Origin of the sequence: Kitasatospora sp. NPDC059803, assembly GCF_042732255.1 — a bacterium.
Lineage (GTDB): Bacteria > Actinomycetota > Actinomycetes > Streptomycetales > Streptomycetaceae > Kitasatospora.
The window spans coordinates 7,606-10,549 of sequence record NZ_JBHWIJ010000196.1; the positions used below are offsets into that span (position 1 = coordinate 7,606).

Below are 2,944 nucleotides of genomic sequence, written 5' to 3' on the forward strand. Positions count from 1 at the left end.
CGCCGCGCAGGTCGGCGCCCACCGGCCCGCGGCGCGCCGCGGGCCGGGCGTCGAGCCGGTCGAGGACGCGCTGCTTGAACGCGAGGACCTCGGGCCGGTCGACCTCGAAGACGGCGAGGTCGGCGGGCCAGTCGAGTCGGAAGGCCCGGGTGTCCAGGCCGGCGCCGAGCAGGACCACCTGGCGGACGCCCAGGTGGGCGGACCACAGCAGCTGGTCGTCCAACGCCCTGGTCCGCAGGGCGAAGTAGCGGCCGAGCCGACCCCAGAGCGGATCGGCCTCGCCGGCCGGGACGTCCCGGGGGTGGACCGGCCAGTGTGTGGAGGACCGGGCGGCGCGGACGAAGTGCTCGGCGTGGGCGTCCCGGGCGAGGGCGTCGGGGCGGTGGGTCTCGATCGCGCGGGCGGCGGCGACCATCAGGGCGGTCGGTCCGACGCCCTCGTCGACGCCGGCACGGGGGCGGGCGGCGGTGGCCATGGTCCCTCCTGGTGTTCGGACTTCGGGAAGCCGCGACCAGGTCCTGTCCGGCAGGATCGGCCGGACAGGCTGGACGGCGGACCGGTCGTGGGTGGTGGCGCGGGCGCCGTGGGCCCGGTGCGTGAAGCATGGGACGGCGCCGCCGGGCAGGCGCGGGGCGGCGGCGCCGTCGCTCAGCCGATCCGGGGCGGGCGCGCCCCGGGGAGATCAGGCGGCCGGTTGGCCCACCAGCAGGTCGCCGGGGATGCCGGCCTTGTCCGGGGCGTAGTAGTCGCGGATCCCGGCGGCCCAGACGGCCACCGTGATGCGGTCCTCGGGGGTGGGGCCGAAGGCGTCGAAGAGGGCGTGGATGTTGGCGTGCTCGAAGCCGATCGCGGTCATCAGCGCCACGAACAGCGGGCGCTCGATCAGGCCGTCGCCGTCCGGGTCGCCGAGCGCGGACAGGGCGTCGGCGAACTCGCCGGCGGTGGGGCCGAAGCGCTCGGGCGAGAGGACGAAACCGCCGAACTCCTCGCGGCTGATCACGCCGTCGCCGTTGGTGTCCAACTCGCTGACCAGGGTGGTCCAGTAGCGCCGGAAGGCGGCGCGGATCGCGGCCTTCGCGGCCTCGTCCGAATCGGCGGCGGCCGCGACCACGCGGGCCGTCATCAGGTTGAAGTCGTCGACCTCGACGACGCCGTTGCGGTTGGCGTCGAACAGGGAGAAGACGAGGTCGATCCGCCGGGTGGCCTCGGTGGGCATGTGTCGCTACCTCTTTCCGTGGGTTCACGCGTGTCCGTGGGTCCACGCGTTCCGGTGGGACCGGATGGTGTGCGTCCGATCGGTCTCCCCACTATCGGCCACCCGGGTCGGAGCGGATGAGTCATGATCGAGTTCTTCACCTGATGGAGTGAACTATCAGCGTTCGAACGCCAGTTGGCGCGCAAACGGCCCTGCTCAGGCCGCCGGGGCGGCCGGCCGCCAGTCGGCGGGGCCGGCGAGCGGGAGGTGCCGGGGCAGGCCGGGCGTCCAGCGCTTGGTCCCGTCGGGCAGGACGGCGAGGGCCTCGACGCCGGGCTGCCGGGCGGCCCAGGCGAGCGCGCGGTCGGGGCCCATCGCGAAGGCGGCGGTGGCCCAGGCGTCGGTGCGGGCGATCCCGGTGCCGGGGGCGCCGACCAGGGTCAGCGAGGCGAGGCCGGACGTCGGCCGGCCGGTGTGCGGATCGAGGATGTGCGCGCCGCGCTCGGCGGTGCCGGAGGTGGCCACCGCGAGGCCGTCGCCGCCCAGCACGGCGGCCAGCGCGCCCGGCCGCAGCGGGTGGGCGACCCCGATCCGCCACGGCCCGCCGGCGGTCTGCACGTCCCCGCCGCCGCTGACGCAGTACTGCCGGGCCCCGGCGGCGGCCAGCAGCCCGGCCGCCTCCTCGACCGCCCACCCCTTGACCCAGCCGCTCGGGTCGAGCCGGCCGCCGGGCCGCTCGGTGAAGAAGCCGTCGGTCTGCGCGGCGACCTCGCGGCAGGCCGCCAGGACGACGCGGACCTGCGGATCGCAGCCGGCGAGGGCGAGTTCGCCCCGGTCGAGGCGGCTGATGTCGCTGTCCGGCCGGTAGGGCGAGAACACCGCGTCGATCCGGTGCAGCCGGTCGGCGATCCGGCGGAGCGCGGCGGGCGTGTCCGGGCCGGGATCGCGGACGGCGATCGAGAAGACGGTGCCCATGACGGGTTCGGCGTGGCGGAGCACCGCGCCTCACCGCCCGGCGCGGTCGAGCGCGCTCTGCAGGGAGCGGACGTAGCCGTCACTGGTGAAGGTCGCGCCGCTGACCACGTCGATCCCGGCGCTCTGTGCGGCGATCGCCTCCTGGTTGAGCAGGGGCAGCGCGGAGCTGTTGATCTCGCGGTCCCGGCGGTCCTCGGTGGGGTACTTGACGACGTCGACGGTGGTGATCCGGCTGCCGGCGAGGGTGACCTCGACCTGGACGGGGCCGTAACGGGTGTTCACGGCGTCGCCGGTGACCTTCCGGGTGCCGCCGGCGCCGGCCGCGGCACCGGCGGCCGGTGCGCTGGGAGAGCCCGACGGCCCAGCGGTGGCGTCGGAGGCCCCGGCAGCGGTACCGGACGAACCCGTGGCGCCGGACGAGCCTGCGGTACCGGACGAGCCCGTGCCGCCGGAGCTGATCACCGGCGCGGGCCCGGCGGCCCCGTGCGGTTTGAGGGAGAGCAGCAGGACGACTCCGGCCGCGGTGGCGGCACCGGTGACGACGGCTCGGCGCATGGGCGGGGCTCCTCGGGGGTGTGGCGGAGGTGGCGGTGTGACGGGTCTCGGCAGGTCCGGCGGGCTCGGCGAGCGGGCTCAGAAGTCGAAGGACTCCCGGTGGATGCGCCCCGCCCGCACCCCGGCGGCCCGCAGCGAACGGACGGCCTCCTCGGCCAGCGCGTCCGGCCCGCACAGGTAGACCTCGTGCTCTGCGAGGTCGGGGACGCGCCGGGCGAG

Annotated in this window: 4 protein-coding genes and 1 pseudogene; all 5 read right to left on the minus strand. The window is 76.1% G+C overall.

Annotated elements, in window-relative coordinates; translation table 11 throughout:
- A partial coding sequence (locus ACFV6I_RS26730; protein ID WP_380428085.1) for an SAM-dependent methyltransferase occupies positions 1-475 on the minus strand: 475 nt, incomplete at its 3' end.
- Positions 476-682: 207 nt separating this feature from the next.
- Complete coding sequence (locus tag ACFV6I_RS26735) at positions 683-1,216, minus strand: EF-hand domain-containing protein (protein WP_380428087.1); 534 nt, start codon at positions 1,214-1,216, stop codon at positions 683-685.
- A gap of 195 nt (positions 1,217-1,411) precedes the next feature.
- A complete protein-coding gene (locus ACFV6I_RS26740) occupies positions 1,412-2,170 on the minus strand; it encodes an FAD:protein FMN transferase (protein WP_380428095.1) in 759 nt (252 codons plus the stop codon).
- 30 nt (positions 2,171-2,200) lie between these two features.
- Positions 2,201-2,725, minus strand: coding sequence for an FMN-binding protein (locus ACFV6I_RS26745; protein WP_380428089.1), 525 nt, complete (start codon positions 2,723-2,725; stop codon positions 2,201-2,203).
- A gap of 78 nt (positions 2,726-2,803) precedes the next feature.
- Positions 2,804-2,944: pseudogene (locus ACFV6I_RS26750) on the minus strand (ferric reductase); the annotation flags it as partial.

Coding starts and splice junctions, on each gene's coding strand:
- ACFV6I_RS26740 (WP_380428095.1), bottom strand. CDS start 2,170: ATGGGCACCGTCTTCTCGATCGCCGTCCGCGATCCCGGCCCGGACACG.
- ACFV6I_RS26735 (WP_380428087.1), bottom strand. CDS start 1,216: ATGCCCACCGAGGCCACCCGGCGGATCGACCTCGTCTTCTCCCTGTTC.
- ACFV6I_RS26745 (WP_380428089.1), bottom strand. CDS start 2,725: ATGCGCCGAGCCGTCGTCACCGGTGCCGCCACCGCGGCCGGAGTCGTC.